This is a genomic window from Chitinimonas prasina (genome assembly GCF_030160395.1).
In the GTDB taxonomy this organism is placed as follows: domain Bacteria; phylum Pseudomonadota; class Gammaproteobacteria; order Burkholderiales; family Chitinimonadaceae; genus Chitinimonas; species Chitinimonas prasina.
This window is the reverse complement of the sequence record NZ_BSOG01000006.1, coordinates 171,206-189,726: the sequence shown is the minus strand read 5'-3', so window position 1 is coordinate 189,726 and position 18,521 is coordinate 171,206. Positions and strand designations below refer to the sequence as shown.

The 18,521-nt window shown below is 59.4% G+C and carries 13 protein-coding genes; 5 read left to right on the top strand and 8 right to left on the bottom strand.

Going from position 1 to position 18,521, the window contains the following annotated elements; all coding sequences use genetic code 11:
• Nucleotide 1: 1 nt before the first annotated feature.
• The 4 genes from QQK16_RS19080 to QQK16_RS19065 are packed head-to-tail and all read right to left on the bottom strand — an operon-like array spanning nucleotide 2 to nucleotide 6,829.
• Nucleotides 2–2,086, bottom strand: coding sequence for a site-specific DNA-methyltransferase (locus QQK16_RS19080; protein WP_284198075.1), 2,085 nt, complete (start codon nucleotides 2,084–2,086; stop codon nucleotides 2–4).
• A gap of 29 nt (nucleotides 2,087–2,115) precedes the next feature.
• The gene (locus tag QQK16_RS19075) at nucleotides 2,116–2,898 is read right to left on the bottom strand and encodes a DUF4391 domain-containing protein (RefSeq protein ID WP_284198074.1); all 783 of its coding nucleotides are present in this window, start codon (nucleotides 2,896–2,898) and stop codon (nucleotides 2,116–2,118) included.
• Entirely contained in the window at nucleotides 2,895–6,101 is a 3,207-nt protein-coding gene (locus QQK16_RS19070) for a helicase-related protein (RefSeq protein WP_284198073.1), read from the bottom strand. Before QQK16_RS19070 ends, QQK16_RS19075 begins: the two co-directional genes overlap by 4 nt.
• Before the next feature lie 56 nt (nucleotides 6,102–6,157).
• Nucleotides 6,158–6,829, bottom strand: coding sequence for a recombinase family protein (locus QQK16_RS19065; protein ID WP_284198072.1), 672 nt, complete (start codon nucleotides 6,827–6,829; stop codon nucleotides 6,158–6,160).
• A gap of 143 nt (nucleotides 6,830–6,972) precedes the next feature.
• On the opposite strand from QQK16_RS19065, the gene QQK16_RS19060 reads away from it, so the two are divergent.
• From QQK16_RS19060 to QQK16_RS19050, 3 genes are all read left to right on the top strand, one after another.
• Nucleotides 6,973–7,308: a DMT family protein gene (locus QQK16_RS19060; protein ID WP_284198071.1), complete on the top strand. Its 336-nt coding sequence runs from the start codon at nucleotides 6,973–6,975 to the stop codon at nucleotides 7,306–7,308.
• A 253-nt stretch (nucleotides 7,309–7,561) separates the two neighbouring features.
• Entirely contained in the window at nucleotides 7,562–8,671 is a 1,110-nt protein-coding gene (locus QQK16_RS19055; RefSeq protein ID WP_284198070.1) for a nuclear transport factor 2 family protein, read from the top strand.
• Nucleotides 8,672–8,676: 5 nt separating this feature from the next.
• A complete protein-coding gene (locus QQK16_RS19050; protein ID WP_284198069.1) occupies nucleotides 8,677–9,942 on the top strand; it encodes a L,D-transpeptidase family protein in 1,266 nt (421 codons plus the stop codon).
• Nucleotides 9,943–10,019: 77 nt separating this feature from the next.
• Here QQK16_RS19050 and QQK16_RS19045 read toward each other — a convergent pair whose 3' ends face one another.
• Together QQK16_RS19045 and QQK16_RS19040 are read right to left on the bottom strand one after the other, a co-directional pair.
• On the bottom strand, nucleotides 10,020–10,760 hold the full coding sequence (locus QQK16_RS19045) for a beta-ketoacyl-ACP reductase (RefSeq protein WP_284198068.1): 741 nt from the start codon (nucleotides 10,758–10,760) through the stop codon (nucleotides 10,020–10,022).
• A gap of 424 nt (nucleotides 10,761–11,184) precedes the next feature.
• Nucleotides 11,185–12,789 (bottom strand): ABC-F family ATPase, encoded by a 1,605-nt coding sequence (locus QQK16_RS19040; RefSeq protein WP_284198067.1) that lies wholly within the window; start codon nucleotides 12,787–12,789, stop codon nucleotides 11,185–11,187.
• A 156-nt stretch (nucleotides 12,790–12,945) separates the two neighbouring features.
• On the opposite strand from QQK16_RS19040, the gene QQK16_RS19035 reads away from it, so the two are divergent.
• Nucleotides 12,946–14,436, top strand: coding sequence for a hypothetical protein (locus tag QQK16_RS19035; protein WP_284198066.1), 1,491 nt, complete (start codon nucleotides 12,946–12,948; stop codon nucleotides 14,434–14,436).
• A gap of 24 nt (nucleotides 14,437–14,460) precedes the next feature.
• Here QQK16_RS19035 and QQK16_RS19030 read toward each other — a convergent pair whose 3' ends face one another.
• Nucleotides 14,461–16,191 (bottom strand): sensor domain-containing diguanylate cyclase, encoded by a 1,731-nt coding sequence (locus tag QQK16_RS19030; RefSeq protein ID WP_284198065.1) that lies wholly within the window; start codon nucleotides 16,189–16,191, stop codon nucleotides 14,461–14,463.
• A 43-nt stretch (nucleotides 16,192–16,234) separates the two neighbouring features.
• A complete protein-coding gene (locus QQK16_RS19025; RefSeq protein WP_284198064.1) occupies nucleotides 16,235–16,759 on the bottom strand; it encodes a GNAT family N-acetyltransferase in 525 nt (174 codons plus the stop codon).
• A gap of 114 nt (nucleotides 16,760–16,873) precedes the next feature.
• Here QQK16_RS19025 and QQK16_RS19020 point away from each other — a divergent pair, with 114 nt between their 5' ends.
• Entirely contained in the window at nucleotides 16,874–18,490 is a 1,617-nt protein-coding gene (locus QQK16_RS19020; protein ID WP_284198063.1) for a methyl-accepting chemotaxis protein, read from the top strand.
• Nucleotides 18,491–18,521: the final 31 nt, after the last annotated feature.

Here is an 18,521-nt window from a genome sequence, read left to right as displayed (position 1 = left end):
CTCACAGACTGCGCACGTTTTCGAGGCCGTTCTGGGCGAGGATGGCAGCCATATTGGTCTTGGCGACATCGTCTGCAAAGGCACTGTCTCGGAACACCACGGTAGATTCACCTGCCGGGGCTAGTTCCACGTGCCATGCCACGATGCCTGCGGCCAGCCCTTCAACCTCACTGGCGGCAATCGCCTCGGCCAGACACAGCGTCAGTACTCCGCCGCCGACCGCACAGACGGTCTTGCCAGCAATGGCACGCGACTCCATCGGCACACACAGGTCGAGGCCCAGCTTCAGCAGCAACTCGTAGACGATGTCGGCTTCTGTCCGGCCGTCAACAACATGCTCTGAATGGTCGAACAATGACTGGGCAACATTTTCCGGTCTTAGGTTCCACTCCCGGATATTGGATTTGTCCAACCTGAAAACCCTAAACCCCAAGTCCCCTTGGAAATCAGGATGAGAAACCTTTGCTTCTCGTGAGGCCCGCCGCAGGCGCTCCTTCGTTAGCTCAACAATCGTTGTGGGCTTTCCTAATTTTTCGCAATACTTTGCAGACGCTTTCTGTTCCTTTTTTGTCGAGTCCAAATATTCGGGCAACTGAACGAGGATGTAACGACGATGACCATCGTCGCTTGAATTTAGGTCAATGACCGCATGTCCAGATGAACCGCTCCCTGCAAAGAAGTCCATGATGATGGCTTCTTTGTCGCCGCCGCAAACGTAGTCAAAGAGTCGAGCCAGTTCGGCGTGGTCTTTGGGGTTATTAAAGACTTTTGCGCCCATCAAGGAGCGAAGAAGCTTTACGGAAACCTGCGATTGCTTATAGAAGCAACTGCCACGCACTTGCGTTGCAAACTCTTCTTCGCTCTCTTCATCTTCACCCCCTTCGCCAAGTTCAGCAGCTTCTTCTTCATCCATAAGCTCGGCAGATATAGGGCGAATGTGCGCTTTGCGAAATGGAGGTTGCGTTTCGTCATCTCGAAACTCAACCAATCCCAAATTGATTTGCCGTTGCATTTCATCTGGGGAGGAGTATCGCCAGCCGCTTTCAGGAACAAGGCATGGTTTTCTTGTTAAGGGGTGGAGAACATCGTAACGCGGTCCACCACCGCCCGGCCATGAAATATCACGGTCTCGCCACGGACCATTTTTATCAACCCTTTTGTATCGGCTCCATTTCTTGGATGGGTGGGTCTTTGGCAAAGAGGAAAACCAATCTTGCAGGTCTTTTTCAATAGACCGGTCTTTATCGCCATGCAATTGCCTTAGTTCAAGGTACTTTTCCCAAATCTCCCTTGCTCCGGGCTTCTCCTCGCGCCATAGCGTCTTCGCCTCCCTCAAATGTGCGAGTGATTTTGCATAGACAAGAATGTATTCATGCCCAACCGAAAATAGTTTGGCATCATTTTTTCGACCCTTCTCCCAAACCAAACATGCAATTTGATTTTCTTCGCCAAAAATCTCATTGCAAACCGCACGCAAGTTGGATAACTCTGCGTCGTCGATACTAATCAGAATGACACCATCGTCCCGCAGCAAATTCCTCGCCAACTTCACGCGGGGGTAAATCATGGTCAACCAATCAGTGTGGAACCGTCCGCTTGACTCCGTATTTGCGAGCATTCTGGCCCCACCTTCCGCTTGCCCGGTAATCTCCAGATAATTGCCAATGTTGTCGCGAAAATTATCGGCATATACGAAATCCTTACCCGTGTTATACGGTGGGTCGATATAAATCAGCTTGACCTTGCCTGCGTAGCTCTTCTGCAAGAGCTTCAGCACCTCAAGGTTGTCACCCTCAATCATCAGGTTTTGGGTGGTATCCCACTCCACGCTTTCCTCGGGACACGGGCGCAGGGTGCCGGTGCTGGGGGTCAAAGCGATTTGCCGTGCGCGGCGCTTGCCGTGCCAGTTGAGGCCATACTTTTCGTCGGACTCATCCACTGCGCCGCCCAGCAACTGACGCAGCGTTTCAAACTGCACCTTGCCCTCGGCAAAGGCTTCGGGGAACAACGCTTTCAGTTGCGACAGGTTGTCGGCGACGATGTCGGCAGACTGGGCTTCGGTGTCGTTCGCTTCGATTTTTTTCATGGCATGGTCTTCAAATAAATAGGGGCTGATTACGAGGCAATCAGCGCGGATTGGTTGGCGGCCAGTTGGGATTCCAGCCGCTTGATAGATAGATTCAATTCAACAAGGCGGTTCATCTGTTTCTCCTTGCTGGCTTGGCTGCGCAAGGCGGACAACTCGCCCAGCAGGTGTGCGCGGTTTTGCATGAATGCCCGCATCTGCTGGGTCTGCTCGGGCGAGGCGGGCCGCACAAAACGCCCAGCCACCCCAGCGACCGCAAGGCCGACGATGCAGTCCACCCAGCCCTGATACAGGGCAAACAGGTCTCGATTGGGCTGGTGCGACAAGCCCATTGCCGCCATGAAGCCCTGCACGCTGGCGGAAGGCAGGGCATCCAGTGCAATGGCGGAAGTGGTGAGCACTTCATCCACCACGAACTTGCCTGCTTCGTTCTGATTGAAGCGCTTGTGGGCTGCGGACACGCCCGCGCAGGCCTTGTCCGCATCGTGAAATGACGCAGCCAGCAGCACCGGGTAAGGAATCGCCCGGTGGATGAGTTCGAGCAGCCGGGGCACTTTGGCGTTAGTGCGGAACTGCACCGTGAGCACGGCCACTTCCAGATACTCGCGCTCGCTGTCCCGGAACACGGGCACGCCGATGTTGGTGGGCTTCAGGGCGGCTACCCACATCAATTCTTCAATGCCGTCCTGAATCTGGCGCTTGTCGGCTGCCGTGGGTGCGCCTTGCTCCACCAGCAGCTTTTTGGGGATACGTTGCTCGACCTTGGCCTCTGCGGGCAGTGCCAGCGCATCCAGCACGGCGGACAGGCTCATGATGCTGCTCCCGGCAAGACCACCAGCCACGCCACCACTTCGAAGTCGTTGCTGCCAGCGAATTCACCCTTCTGCGCATGGGTGCCGCCTGCCGTGAACAGGCTGGCGACGGCCTTTTCTTCCTTCTTGCCTACCACCGAAGCAATGGCCGTGGCCAGCAGGTCTTGGGCATGGCCCATGTCCCGGCCATCGCGTGTGGCCTTGTCGAACCGGGCGCAGGCTGTGGCGTCGGGCATGTCGCGCCCGAGGCAGAGCTTCTTTAGGCGGTCGAGAATCTGCTTGGGCTGGGTAAACGGCAGCGATACCTCGCCGTTGTTCGCCACATGCACCAAGTAGTGCGGTGCCAGCGGGTAGCCCGATTCCGCAGCGTTGGCCACCTTCTCGCCCACGGCACGCAGGCAGAACACCATGCCCGCAGGAATTGATGCGTCACCCAGTTCAGCCGCCGTGGTGACGGCAAATGACCCCAACGGCATCGCGTCCAGCAGGCCGGGATGTTCTTTTAACTGGCTGGCGAGGTCGATGCGGAAGTCGTTGAGCGTTAGGTCGGCAATCGAGACGCCGCTGGATAGGTCTTCAAGGTCGATGACCGTGTCCTGCAACTTCAGCAGTTGCTGGCGGCGGTATTCCAAATCGTTCATCTGGTTGCCGGACTGCTGCTCGATGAGGTTTTCCTCACCCGTGGCCGAGATGTCGAGCAGAACCATCCTGCCGCTGACCCGCTGTTCGAGATTGATGTATTCCTCCAACTCCATGTTGGGCCAGAAGTTGGCAAGCTGGATGTAGTCGTTGAGTGAGCCAATCCGGTCGATACGTCCGAAGCGCTGGATGATGCGGACGGGGTTCCAGTGGATGTCGTAATTGATGAGGTAGTCGCAGTCTTGCAGGTTCTGGCCTTCCGAAATGCAGTCGGTGGCGATGAGCAAGTCGATGTCGCCCTCTTGGGCATATTCCGCAGGGCGCTCCTTCGAGCGGGGCGAAAACGCCGTCAGCAGGGTGGCAAGGTCGGTACGAAGCTTGGGCTGGGTGGTCTTGTTGCTGCCAGCCCCCACAATCACCGCCGAGTGGATGCCCAGTTCAGCCTTGGCCCACGGCGCAAGCTGCTGGTACAGGTACATCGCGGTGTCGGCAAACGCGGTGAAGATGATGACCTTCTTGTTGCCCGCGTTGATGGGCTGAGTGGCCTTGTCGGCAATCAGCTTGCGCAGGGCGGCGAGCTTGGCGTCCCGCTCTGCCGAGATTTGCTCTGCGGCTGAGAGCAGCGTGGCGAGTCGGTTGCGGTCTTCTTGCAGGTCTTGCCGCCAGCGCACCCTATCCACATCCTGCAACAGCACCTTGACCTTGCGACCCACCAGTAGCGATTCATAGGTGGGGTCGTCTATTTCCACATCGTCGATGTCTAGTTCCTCGACGGAATCCTCATGGGCGTCAATGCGGGCAAGTAAGGCGTCAACGCCGCCGAGCTGTCGCCTCAGCGTCAGTGCGAATGACGCCACGGAGCTCTCCATGCGCTTAAGCAGATTGACGCGAATCAGATGCACCAGGCTCTCCTCGCGGTCTACCTGCCGGAAGAAGCTCTGACCGCCACGGATGCGGGTACTGTATTTGGCGTCGTAGTCGGCCATCTTGTGCGGCAGCACGTAGCGCAATGGGGCGTAGGGACTCAGATTGAGCCGTCGAATCTCGTTGTTGATGTCGCCAATGGCTGGAAATTGCTTGGACAAATCGACATCGGCCTTGATGTTGAGTGGCTTCAAGCGGCTCGGGAAAGTACCGGTTTCGCTCGTACCGTAGTATTTCTCGATGTGCTTGCGCGAACGGGCAATGGTGAGCAGGTCGAGCAGCTTGAAGTAGTCGAAGCCCAGCATGTCCATCAGCCGGGACGGTCTGCGGTCCACCTCCTCCAGACGCAACCAGCGATTGAACTGGGACTGGGCCTGTCGAATCGTCGCTTCGATGCTGGGGATACCGTTGGCATCAAGAGCGCCGTCTGCACCTTCGGTGACGAAGGCAATCTGGTTCTTGAGGTCAGCGAGCCGGTTATTGACCGGCGTGGCCGACAGCATCAGCACCCGCGTCTTAACGCCTTCGCGGATGATTTGCCGCATCAAGCGGTCGTAACGGCTCTCTCGGCCTTGATGGGTAATCTTGTTACGGAAGTTGTGGGACTCGTCGATGACCACTAGGTCATAGTTGCCCCAGTTGACGTGCGTGAGGTCGATGTCGCCGGACTGACCGCCGTCGCGGGACAGGTCGGTGTGGTTAAGGACATCGTAGTGAAGCCGGTCGGCGGCCAGCACATTGCGCCGGTCGTTGGACTTGTACAGCGTCCAGTTGTCGCGCAGGCGCTTGGGAGCCAATACCAAGACGCGGTCATTACGCAGTTCGTAATACTTGATGATGGCCAAGGCCTCGAACGTTTTGCCGAGGCCCACGCTGTCCGCAATGATGCAGCCGCCGTGCCGTTCGAGCTTGTCGATTGCCCCGACCACACCGTCCCGCTGAAACTTGTACAGCTTCTGCCAGACCACGCTGTTCTTGATGCCCGTGGCCGACTTGATGATTTTTTCTTCATCGAGTTCGTTGCCGAGGTCTTTGAACAGGTGATACAGCGTCAGGTAATAGATGAGCGAGGGTTGCCGGTGGACCGACAACTCGTTGAGCCGCGCCAGCAAATCGGCTTTGGCTGCGCCGGTAGCAGGCAGATTGGCCCACAGGCCGTCGAACCAAGCGGCGAGCAGTCCACATTCTTCAGGGTTCTCTGCCGATTGAATGAGGCTGAACTGCTGGTTGGGAGTCAGGCCAAGTCCGCTGGTGCTGAACGAACTGGTGCCGGTGATGACGCGCTGGGAAACGCCTGATTCAGCGCGGACCACCATCGCCGATTGCGGGATGGAGCCTTTGGCCTGCTTGATTTCAGCTTTCTTCGATACCCAGTCGCTGCACTGCTTGGCCAACCATCTAGTCTGCAAACGGTTGCGGAAAGCCCTGTCCGCTTCCGACCCGAGCATTTCCCAATCGTCCGGCCCTGACGCTGGCAAGGCCACGCGCACCTTGTCCACCCCAGCCAGCAATTCCTGCAATTCGGCGAAGGCAAACAAAGAGAAGGAAGGAGACGCCAAGTCGAATGACGACTTCTGCCCCAAGAATTGCCGAAGCGCGTCAATGACTCGGTCATTGCCGCTATTTTTGATGAGACGCAATGCTTCCTCCCCTTCTTGTACCGTGGTCCTTGCAGGCTTGCCGCCAGCGGATTCGGCTATCTTTTCAAATCAGTTTGTGGCTCATGATAGTGAAGTAGCGCATCACTGCCAGAAACATGCTTCTTCGCGTTCTCTGCTTCCTTCTCTATGTCCATCAGGCGCTGAAGGGTCGAGAGCGCACAACCCAGTTCCTTCGCAACTTGCCGCCACGACATGCCTTGGCCAAAGAGCGCTCGTGCCTTCTGTAGCTTTTCTGCATCCGCTGCCTTGCTGGGCCTCCCGAGCTTGACCCCGGTGGACTTCAGATGGGCCAGCTTGGCACGGGTCCGCTCAGAAATTAACTCTCTTTCAAACTGAGAAATACTCAAAAGCACGTTTCGAACAAGCAGGCCGCTTGGCGTCTTGTCCAGCACGCCCAAGCCCAGTACGCGGATGGTGACGCCCTTGTCCAGCAGAGTCTCGATTGTGGAGAGCACGTCCAGCACGTCGCGACCAAGCCGGTCTATACGAGCGACGCAGAGTTCTGGGTTCTTGCTCTTGCACATCGCCTCATACAGCTTGGCGAACTCCTTGCGCTGAAGTGCAGGCACCTTGCCGCTAACGCCTTCCTCGCGGTACACACGGTCCCCTTCGAAGACCAAGCCCTCCACCTCCATCTGGGTAAGTTGCTGCTCAACCGTGGAATCAGACTTCGAGACACGCAGGTACGCGAAACGGGTGACCGTCATGGAATTCTCCAAATAACGGGGTCATTCTAGCCGGTACGCACCGAAAAACAAAATACCGCGTTTTTCGGTACACTTCTGCCGTACCGATTCACATACCGAAAAACGGTCGTTTCTTCGGTACGCCAAAACAAGATGCCCAGACCATGCAAACCATCCTCCTGCTCTCGCTTTCGAATATTTTCATGACTACCGCGTGGTACTGGCATTTGAAGGGCGGAATGAACAAGCCGCTGTTCGGTGTCATCTTGATAAGCTGGGGCATCGCCTTCGTCGAGTATTGCTTCGCCGTCCCAGCCAACCGCATCGGCTTTGCTGCTGGTTGGTCTGCCGGTCAACTCAAGGTGGCGCAGGAAGCTATCGCCCTGCTGGTCTTCGGTGTCTTCATGGTTGCCGTGCTGGGTGAGCCGTTGCACTGGCGACACATTGCGGCCTTCGCCTGCATCATGGCCGCTGTTGGTTTCTTGTTCGTGGGACGCTGACCAGACTCATCGAGTCACCATGCAAAAGGCCCAAGGTTAGTCGCCTTGGGCCTTTTGCTTTTTTGGGGGTAGGTGTGCTTTACCCTACCGTGTTAGGTCACAAGCATTGGTCATGAACACATTGGAGCACACCAGCAGGACGATGGCCTGCATGCCCGGCGGAATAGCAGTAAACATATGCGTGCGACCGGCGTTGGCCGGCGACTCTGATAAAATGGGAAGTTTGAACAGCCGCGAACCTGCCGTCCAGTCGATGCCCGCCTACCGCCTCCCCTCACTGTTGCTCAGTTTGGCCCTGATATCCGGGGCATACGCCGGCGAGGCCGAAGACATAGCCACCAGCCTCAATCGCGGCCAGGCCGACGCTGCCCTGCAAGCCGCCGACAAGGCGCTGGCAAAAACACCACGCGATGCCCGGCTACGCTTGCTGCGCGGCAACGCCCTGGCACAGCTAGGCCGCAGCGCCGAAGCCATACAGGTTTTTACCGCGCTGACCAGCGAATACCCCAACCTGCCCGAACCCTATAACAATCTGGCAGCGCTGTATGCCCAGCAAGGCCAGCTCGACAAGGCAAGGGCCGCCTTGCAGATGGCCTTGCAGACCAACCCGGCCTACGCCACTGCGCATGCCAACCTGGCTGATGTCTATGCCCGCCTGGCGGCCCAAGCCTACGACAAGGCCTTGCAGCGCGACATCGTGGAACGGCAGAACGGCAGCGCCGCCCCGGTGATCAAGTCCGATGCCCCCAGGCTGGCCCTGGTGCAGGATCTGCTCAGCCGACCTGCGCCTGGCGGCACGCCGGCACCTGTCGTCGCAGCAGCACGGCCACCAGTGGTGGTCGCTGCAGCCAAGCCTGTAGCCCCACCCGTCACCGTGCCGCCGGTCGCCACAGCCAGCAAGCCTGTCGCACCGACTACACCAGCCGTGGTTGCACCCGTCCCCGCCAAGCCCGCCGAAGTCAAACCCACGCCGGCCAAGCCCGTTGAACCCAAGCCCGCCGAATCGAAGGCGGAAGACAGCGCCAACGAGGAGCAAGTGGTCAAGGCCGTGCGCGGCTGGGCCGATGCCTGGTCAGACAAGCGTGTGCCGGCCTATCTGGCCAGCTATTCGCGCAGCTTCAAGCCTGGCGGCATGAGTCGCAGTGAGTGGGAAAAACAACGGCGCGAGCGTATAGACGCTGCTCGCAAAATTGAAGTCAAACTGGCCAATATCCGGGTCAAGTTCAGCGATGGTGGCCAGACTGCCACCGTCAGGCTGGTGCAGCGTTACAAGTCCGACAAGCTCGACACCTCGACGGGCAAGACCCTGATACTGGAGCGCAACGGTGGCCGTTGGCTCATACGCGAAGAGCGGGTAGGATAAACACCATGCGTCGCTCCTGGTTCAAGCTGACCGCCTGCCTCGCGGCGGGCCTCTACCTCGCCCCGGCTGCCAACTCCATGCAGTGGCAGCGCCCCACCGTCTCTCCGCTGGCCAGCCTGCTGGCGCAGAACCCATTGGCGGCGGCACGTGGCAATCCCGAGGAGGTTGTGGTAGCTGCACTGACTGCGATACGGCAGAACCGGCTGGACGAAGCCGGCCGCCTGGTCGACGGGCTGCTAGAGGCCAAACCCAACTACCGCCTGGCCCACCTGCTCAAGGGCGATCTGCTGATGGCCCGATCGCAACCCCTGGCGGGCATAGGCAGCGCGCCGGTAGTGGACGACAAGCTGGATGATCTGCGCGCCGAGGCCAGCGCCCGGCTATTGCGCTACCAAGCGCCGCCCCCGGCCCAGCAAGCCATTCCTGCCAATCTGCTGCAATTTGCGCCAGACCAACAATATGCCGTACTGGTCGACGCCGGCCGCGCCCGCATTTATTTGTATCGCAACGACAATGGCACGCCGCGCTATGTCCGGGATTTCTACGCCACCATAGGCAAGCTGGGTTTCGACAAGGCCCGCGAAGGCGACCAGCGCACACCGCTGGGCGTCTATTTCGTCACCGGCCATATGCCGCGCGAGCAGCTGGACCAACGCTACGGCAAGCGCGCAGAACTCTATGGTGTCGGAGCCTGGCCGCTAAGCTACCCGAATGACTGGGACCGCCGCCAGGGCCGCACCGGCAGCGGCATCTGGCTGCACGGCGTACCCTACGATACCTATAGCCGCGCACCCAAGGCCTCCAATGGCTGCGTTGCCATGTCCAATAGCGATATCAGCGCGCTCAGCCCCTATCTGCTACCGGGTACCCCGGTCATCATTGCGGGCGAAGTGGAATGGCTGACGCCCTCGGCCTGGCAAGCCCGGCGCGACGGCGCCCTGGCCCAGGTGGAGGCTTGGCGCCGCGACTGGGAGAGCCTAAATACCCCGCGCTACCTGAGCCATTACGCCAGTGACTTCAAGAGTGGCAATGCCGACCTCAATACCTGGCGCGCTCAAAAGCAGGCCGTCAATGCCGGCAAGCAATGGGCCAAGGTCAAGCTGACAGACCTGAGCCTGTTCGGCTATCCCAGCGCGCAAGGCGATCTGCTGCAGGCCAGCTTCATGCAGGACTACCAAAGCAGCAACCTGAACAACCAGATGCGCAAGCGCCTCTATATGCGCCAGGAAGCCGGTCGCTGGCGTATCAGCCTGGAAGGCTCAGCAGGCTAAGCGCCCGCCGTCGTTGGCCATGCATAAAAAAAACCGTCCATGGCTGGACGGTTTTTTTGCTGCCACGACCGTGCCGATCAGATCACCAGACCGCCATCAACCGACAAGACGGCACCGTTGATATAACTGGCGTCATCACTGGCCAGGAAAAGGTAGACCGAGGCGATCTCCTCAGGCTGGGCCAGACGGCGCATGGGCACCTTGTCTTCCATGGCCTGTATCACCTTCTCCGGCATATCCTTGAGGATAGGGGTGGCAACAAAGCCGGGGCAGACGGCATTGGAGCGTATGCCCTTCTTGCCCAGCTCCTTGGCCCAAGTCTTGGTAAAGCCTATTACGCCAAACTTGGCGGCAGCATAATTGGTCTGGCCGAAGTTGCCATACAGACCCACTACCGATGAGGCATTCAGGATCACACCCGATGCCTGCTCCACCATGGTGTCGACCACCGCACGGGTGCAGTTGTAGACACCCTTGAGGTTGATGTCGATAACCCGGTCAAACTGTTCTTCGGTCATCTTGGTCAGCTGGGCATCGGCCACGATGCCGGCATTGTTCACCAGGACATCAATACGACCCCACTTGGCCTTGACCCCTGCCACCATCTCGGCAATCTGTGCCTTGTTGGTGACATTGACCACGTAGCCCACAGCCTCGCCACCGGCCGCGAGGATTTCACTCACCACCGCATCGATACCGGCGGCGTTCAGATCACAGACCACAACGCGAGCGCCTTCCTTGCCGAAGCGCAAGGCAGTGGCGTGGCCTATGCCACTGGCAGCGCCAGTGACGATGGTAACTTTGCCTGACAAACGCATAACTTTCTCCCTAAAAGGCTGGCCGCGTGCAGGGCCGGAAACAGAGCAAAAAAACTGAAAAGACATGGGGAAACGCAGCACCCCTCAGGGGCACTGCGCTTCTGTCTGCTCCATACTTCTTCTTTGTCTTATCCGGTTGAGCGGCCCTTGCGGCGGCTCTGAGAGACGGTGACCTACCTACATCACCGGCTTGATCGCCCAAAACTGGTTCAAGGGCGCACTGAAGATGTGCGCGCATGATAGTACGGGCGATCTAGAGCGGCAACTCTAAACGGGTAGTTTCCGTCAGAGTCGCCTCCTTGTTTACAAAATGCAACAGTTTTGGCTTAACGGTATGCCATCGACTTGGCACTGCCATAAAAACCCAGCATAGCGCCTATGTCCAGGTGTGCAAGCAAGGCCTGAACAGTTTGGCCGGTAGCGCTTACTCCAGGCCCTGGCTGGAGAGGTAATCCTCATAGCCGCCGGTGTAATGCACGTAGCTGCCGTCGCCCCTCAGTTCCAGCACCTGGGTGGCCAATGACGAAACAAACTGGCGATCGTGCGAAACAAATACCAGGGTGCCCTTGAACAGCTCCAGCGCCAGGTTCAGCGACTCGATCGATTCCATGTCCATATGGTTGGTCGGTTCATCCATGACCAGCACATTGGGTTGCTCCAGTATCAGCTTGCCATAGAGCATACGCCCCTTCTCACCACCGGAAAGTACCCGCACAGCCTTTTTCACGTCGTCACCGCTGAACAGCAAGCGGCCGAGGATGCCACGTATCACCTGGTCATCGTCACCGGGGCGTCCCCACTGTTTCATCCAGTCGAACAAGGTGTCATCGCTATCGAAATCTTCTTCGTGATCCTGGGCGAAATACCCCACCTGCGCCTTCTCGGCCCACTTGATTGAGCCCGAGTCCGGCTTGAGTACGCCGACCAGCATCTTCATCAGGGTCGATTTACCTACACCGTTGCCGCCTATCACCGCCAGCTTCTGGCCGGCCTCGAATATCAGGTTCAGCCCCTGTATCAGCGGCTTGTCGAACGACTTGGACAGGTGCTGGGTTTCGAATGCCTGCCTATGCAGCTTGAGCTTGTCGTCAAAATCAAAGCGCACGTAGGGGTTCTGGCGCGAGGAAGGCTTCACATCAACCATGCCTTCCTTGATCTTGTCAGCCAGCTTGAGCCGGCTGGTCGCCTGGCGTGCCTTGGATTTGTTGGCAGAGAAACGGGCAGCAAACACCTGCAGCTCGGCAATCCGCTCCTTGGCCTTGGCATTGGCGCCCAATGCACGCTCGCGCGCCTGAGTGCTGGCCAGCATGTAGTCGTCGTAGTTGCCGGGGTAAATCTGGATGGTGCTGTAGTCCAGGTCGGCCATGTGGGTACAGACCTGGTTCAGGAAGTGGCGATCATGCGAAATAATGATCATGGTGGAGTTGCGCTCGTTCAGCGTGTGCTCCAGCCAGCGAATGGTATTGATATCCAGGTTGTTCGTGGGCTCATCCAGCAGCAGCACATCCGGATCACTGAACAGGGCCTGCGCCAGCAACACCCGCAGCTTCCAGCCAGGCGCCACTTCGCTCATCAGGCCGAAATGCTGGTCGGTCGGGATGCCCGCCCCCAGCAGCAACGCGCCTGCGCGGGCTTCTGCATCATAGCCACCCATCTCGCCGAACTTCACTTCCAGATCAGCCGCACGCATGTAGTCGTCTTCGGTGGCTTCCGGATTGGCATAGATGCCATCCTTTTCGTGCATGGTCTGCCACAGCTCGACATGCCCTTGCAGCACCACATCAATCACGCGCTGGTCTTCATAGCCAAATTGGTCCTGCCGCAACTTGCCCAAGCGCACGCCGGGGTCCAGACTGACATTGCCGGCCGTGGGTTCGAGATCCCCGCCCAGTATCTTCATGAAAGTGGATTTGCCCGAACCATTGGCACCAATCAAGCCGTAGCGATTGCCGCCACCGAACTTGACCGACACTTTTTCGAACAGCGGCTTGGCGCCGAACTGCATCGTGATATTGGCGGTGTTGATCACCTGATACGCTCCTGGTGGGTGTTTTCTTGCACACCCGTCACAAAAATAAAAATCCGCGCATGGCGCGGTACGGCAAAATTGAGTAATTTTATCACATCAGCACAATCTGACCGTCCGGTGCAATGTCGCTGATCCACCGATAACAAAACACGAGATATGTTCGATTTCAAAGGCTTGATCGACGCACTGATGCGCCGTGCCCGTGAGGAGGAGGATTCTGGTCCTTCTGCCACGCGCCTCCTGATCGATCTGCCACGCGACGAAACCCTGGTCGTCCTGACTGAGATCATCAAGGCACTGGCGGCACTCAACCGCAATGCCAAAGTGGGATTGAAGGAGCGCTACCAGGCCGTGCAAGCCTTTGATGACAAGGCCCGTCCCCTGGCGCAGGTGCTGGTACGGGTATTCCGGAGCGAAGAAAAGATAGACAGCATCAGCCCCCGCCAGGCCCTGCCCAGCCTGTTGGCCTGCTGGAAGGAGCTGGCCTCGGCCTACAAGCTTTGCCTCAAGCAGCATGCCCAATCCCCCAACAAACGCTTCGCCCAGGATGCCGAGCTGATCACCCTACGCTCGGTCAGCTACTATGCGCTGCAGGCCAAGTGGGCCTATCTGCGGTACTTTGATGCCGAGCCAAGGCTATGGCGCAGCCTCAACCGCTTGTACCAGATTGCCGAAGCCGCCGGCTTTGCCAACAAATCCATGCAGGCCTACCCGGATGCCGAGGCTACCAGCGTCAGCCAGATTTATCGCCATGCCATGTTGCTCAAGCTGGCAGAGCCCGAACGGCGGCGGATAGAGGAAATCTGGCAGGTGGACCGCTGGCTGCAGCATTGGCAGGAGAAAGTCACGCTGGAGAAAATCATCCGCCCGCGCGACCAGACCTATGCCATCAACCTGGATGAAACCCGCCCGCCCATGAAGTTGCGCCGCAATATGGTGGGGGAGCGTTACCGCTATCTTGATACCGAACCGCTGGCGGACTATCTGGCCGAGCTGGCGCTCAATGCCGGCAAGGGCATCTTCCCGGTGGCCATTCCGGTGCCTGCCAAGGCCGACCAACCCGCAGTCGCTAGCCTGCTTAGCGACCTGGCCCTGATCTATTCCCGTGCAGGCCAGACCCGCTCCCGTCGCAGCGAACGCCGGCATAAGGAACACAGCACCAGTGCGGCACTAGGCCTGAACCGCATCTACCAGCTGCTGCGTGCAAATGGCGGCGCCCGCGACTGGGAGGAATGGACGCTGGCGGACGAAAGCGCCAATGGCATGGGGGCGCACTACAAGGCCAAGTTCGACGACAAGCTGGCAGTGTGCGAAGTCCTGGCACTGAAAGACGAGGATGGTGTGTGGCTGGCAGTGGTACGCCGCCTGAATAAATCGCGCGAGGGGCTGGTCAAGGTCGGAGCCGAGCGACTGGGCATGCAGCCCACACCGGTGATGCTGGAGGACAACGGCCAGAGCCTGCCAGCACTCTACTGTGCCGAGTCACCACATGGCCGGATACTGCTGATGGGGCGCGACAAGCACCATAAAGGTGGGCTCTACACGCTCTCATCCGGCAGCAAGCGTTACCAAATTACGCTGGGTGCGCCCATTGAAACTCTGCCCGACTACATCATCAGCAGTTTCAGCGTTACCGCCAAAGGCTGACCCAGCCAGCACCACCCACAGCCTTCAGGCCTGATCAGGCCAGACCACCAGGCGGTTGCGGCCGCCATGCTTGGCACCATAGAGCGCCTTGTCCGCCCGACTGATCAAGATATCCAGGCTCAGGCCTGGTTCCCATAGGGCCAAACCAAAGCTGGCCGTCATGCCGATAGGGCCCGCCGGCGTCACGATACTGATCGCCGAGATAGCCAAACGTAGCCGCTCGGCCACTGCGATGGCCGCCTCTGACGATGTGTCCGGCAGCAAGGCCACAAACTCCTCGCCGCCGAATCTGGCCAGGATATCCACCTCCCGCAATACCCCCTTTGCCGTGCGCGCCAGCAGACGGATTGCTTCATCACCGGCATCATGGCCATGCTGGTCGTTAATGCGCTTGAAGTGATCGATATCGAAGATCATCAGTGCCAATGGGGCCGGCTGTCGCTCCAATCGAGCCAGCTCTATAGCGCTACGCTCATGCAGGGCTCGGCGGTTCAACAAGCCGCTGAGGCTGTCGGTATGCGCCAATTCCTCCAGCCTTGCCACCAGGCGCTGCCGCTCCTCTAGTGAAGTAAACAGATGGCGATTGGCCGCATCCAGCGCCTCTGTGCGCTTCGCCACCTGCTCTTCCAGCGATTCGTTAAGCGCCTGCAGTTTGCCCTGCTCCGCCTTGAGCACGTATACCAAATGCCTGAATGAACCCGCCAGTTGTGCTGTCTCGACAAAGGTGGAAGAAGTCGGGATCAGCGCATTCATCTCGCCCCCGCGCAACAGATCTGCCACATGACTGAGCTGATGCAAGGGCTGGGCGATGCGCCTGGCCAGCCACAGACCAAACAGGGCAAACAGCACCGCCATGGCCACCCCGATGGCCCACACCATGTCCTGCATCTGCCTGACTGGCGCATAGGCTTCTTGCGCCGCCTGGCGAGATACGATGGACCATCCCAGACCAGCATACTCGTCGTAGCCTCGAGTCCTCACCAAAGTGGTCACATAGTCCTGGCCATCCGGCCAGCGCAGCAACTGTCCACTACCGGTCGCGGCCGTATCCAGATTGGCTGGCAGCAACACCCCGGCACTGCCCTGCGGCGCCAACAGCATCTGGCCCTCCCTGTTCAACACAAAGGTTTCTACGCCGCTGGCACGCCTGCTGGCTGTGAATACATGCTGTTCAATATCGCGCGCCCACTCCCAGGACAAATGCACACCCAGCACGCCGCGCAGGTGGCCAGTAGTGCCAAACACAGGGGCCGCCACATCGACAAAACGCAGGGGCTCGCCGGAGGCTGGTGGCGGCAATATCTTGGCCAGCAGCTTGGCCTCATGCACATCCCCCACGAAAGGTCCTTGCTTGCCACTGATAAACCATGGGCGGGCAGCCACATTCGCGCCCTCCAGGATGCCGTCGGCCGAATAGACCACCTTGCCATCCACGTCGGCAAAGCCTATCCAGGCAATCTTGATATCGTTGCGCCGCAGCTTTTCCAGCAGGAAACGATTGTCCGCCACCGCCGTGGCCGAATCACGCATCTGCTGCAGACTGGCCATCAACTCCACCGTACGCAATCGATCGGCCAGGCCCGCATCCAACCGTGCCCGCATCTGGTCGGCCAGCTCGGTCAGGCTGGTACCGATATCTTGCCGCAGGGCATCAGCCGTCAAGCGGCCCAGCAAGACTGAGAGCAATACCGCCATCAGTACCGAGACAGCGGCAAAAGCCAACGTCAACGTAGCCCGCAGCGACAAGCTTGGCATCTTGGTTCCCTATCCATGCAAAATGCAGCCCGCTGCCACCAAGCTAAGTTGGCAGCGGGGCCTGCAGCAACACCTTGCCCATCAGGAATTCATCCACCACCCTGTCATCCCAGCACAGTGCGGCACGCTTGCAACCCTCAACGGTAAATCCAGCGGCCAGATACAGCTGCCGCGCAGCTTCATTATGTGCCATCACCGTCAACTCCAAACGCCAGAATCCTGCCTCACGCGCCCAGTCTTCGGCAGCAGCAAACAGGGCGCGCGCCACCCCTTGGCGCCGAAATGCCGGGTCCACACCAGCCACGATATGGCCACACCCCCGATTCTTGCGCGCCATGCCTCCAGTAACGGTGATAAACCCCGCCAGTTGCCCATCCTGCCAGGCCAGCAGGAACAGTTGGTTGTCCTGCTCGGCAAACCGACTGAAGGTGCTGGCGATCTCGGCCGCCGTACGGCTCTGGTACTCCTGCGGCGTAGGCAACATGGTGTCGGCGGTGGCAATCAGGCCGGCGAAAAAGGCCAGGTAGGCTTCCGCATCCTCAACCCGTGCGGGGTGTAGCGCCAACATTGTATATATCCGTTGTGTGATGGCGGCATCGTACCCGCGATGGCACATCGCTGAAAGACACGGGCTGACATCTGTGCTTGAATCAGGCTGTCAACCCGCCATGAAGACCACACCATGTTCGCAGCCCTTTCCATTCGTACCCGGCTTGCCTTGCTTTGCACCTTCCTGCTGGTCTTGCTGGCTGGTGTCAGCGGTTTGGGCATGTGGGGCATACATAGCGGCAACCAGGAGCTGGCCGGCATCTACGAGCAACGCACGGTGCCGGTGGTCGACCTGGCCGACAAACTGGAGCGCCTGCACCAGGGGCGTGCCTACCTGTTGCTGGCGCTGGATGCGCCATTCCCCGATGTCGCTAAGCAGCATTTTGATGCCATCGACAAACTGGAAGCGCCCCTGAAGGCTGCGATGGCAGCGCCGTCCACCCGCAACGGCACTGAGGCTGCCGCCTACGCTGGCTTTGTCGATGCCTACCAGGCCTACGACAAGAGCCGCAAGGGGCTGCATGCCGTAGTAATGCAGGGCGACATGATGGCCGCAGGCCAGTTCTACCGTGAGAACGTACGCACGCCGTTCGAAGCCACCACCAAGTCGCTGGGCGAATTGATTGCCATGCAGCGGGAAGCCTCCAAGGCCTCCTACGAAGCGGCAAAGGCCGCCGGCAACAAGCTGCGGGGCGTGCTTATTGCAGCCGTGATCGGCGGCATCATCATTGCCATCCTATTTTCCATCGCCATAGTCCGCTCGGTGCTGGGGCCGCTGGACGCGGCCATCCGCCTGGCCGGCCGCATTGCCGCAGGCGAGCTGGGCAAGACGGTACAGTTGCAGGACAAAGGCGAAATGGGCCGACTGGGCAAGGCGCTGGAAACCATGCGGGTGCAGTTGCGCGACATGATGTCGGCCATAGGCGAATCCAGCCGGCAACTCGACGGTGCAGCCCATTCCCTGCGTAGTGCCTATGCCGAGATTGCCGACGGCTCGTCTCGCCAAAGCGAGGCCACGGCCTCCATTGCCGCCGCCGTGGAGCAGATGACCGTCAGCTTTGACCATGTATCGCAGCGTAGCGGCGAGGTACGTAGCCAGGCCGAACGCGGCTGGCAACTGGCCGAGGCAGGCTCCAGCCAGGCGGATGCCGCCAGTGCCGAAATAGGTCGAGCCGCCGAGGCAGTGAACGAGACCCAGGCCACCATAGACCGACTGGAGAGCCACGCCCAGAGCATAGGCGGTATCGCCGCCACCATCCGCGAGATTGCCGACCAGACCAATCTGCTGGCGCTCAATGCCGCCATCGAAGCCGCTCGTGCCGGCGAACAGGGCCGTGGCTTTGCTGTCGTGGCCGACGAGGTGCGCAAGCTGGCCGAGAAGACTTCCTCCGCCACCACCGACATCATGGCTGCGCTGGACTCGGTCCAGCGCGAGACCGGCCAAGCTGCCAGCACCATGCGCCAAAGCAGTCGCCAGGTGGCCAATGGTGCCGATACCGTGCGCGCCCTGCTGCCTGCCCTGGCTGAACTCAAGGCCGGCTCCGGCACCACCAGTCGCGAGCTAGACGAGCTGTCCGGCGTCTACCGCGAGCAGACCAGCGCCAGCCAGTCCATCGCCCAGCATCTGGAACAGATCGCGCAGATGACCGAGACCAATAGTGCCAGCATAGCTCGCAGCAGTACGACGGTAGGCGAGCTGGAACGGCTGGCGGGGGAGCTGGAGCAGGCGGTGAAGCGCTTCAGCCTCTAGCTTAGTGTGCAGGACACACGACAGCCACAAT